1 pseudogene is annotated in these 337 nt (G+C 43.6%); it reads left to right on the top strand.

The window, feature by feature from the left end:
- Positions 1-251: pseudogene (locus JWG39_RS16300) on the top strand (hypothetical protein); the annotation flags it as partial.
- Positions 252-337: the final 86 nt, after the last annotated feature.

Genomic DNA, 337 nt, shown 5'->3' with positions numbered 1-337 from the left:
AGGTCCAAATATTAACAGATCGAAAACAGATCAAAGTGAAGGTATCTCCTGGCAGACCGGGCTTGGACAGCGTCTATAAAAATAAATGGGAATCCACATACAGCATTCAGTGGAAGTTAAACGAACAAGCCCTGTCTGAAGAATTAAAGAGTGATGGGGTCTTTCCCTTGATAACCAACACGGACCTCGTTGCCGCTGAGGTATTAAGAAAGGCTCATGTTGCGTTTCGGGGTCGTGATTTGGTAAAATAACGCTTTCCTTTTACCAACTACTGAAAAGAGGCCAGCACTATGAAGGTAAACATACAGACCCTGATGGATGATGTCCAATGTTACGC

Origin of the sequence: Desulforhopalus vacuolatus (assembly GCF_016918505.1) — a bacterium.
Classification (GTDB): domain Bacteria; phylum Desulfobacterota; class Desulfobulbia; order Desulfobulbales; family Desulfocapsaceae; genus Desulforhopalus; species Desulforhopalus vacuolatus.
Note: the sequence above shows the minus strand (reverse complement) of the source record. Positions and strands in the feature narration are given on the sequence as shown.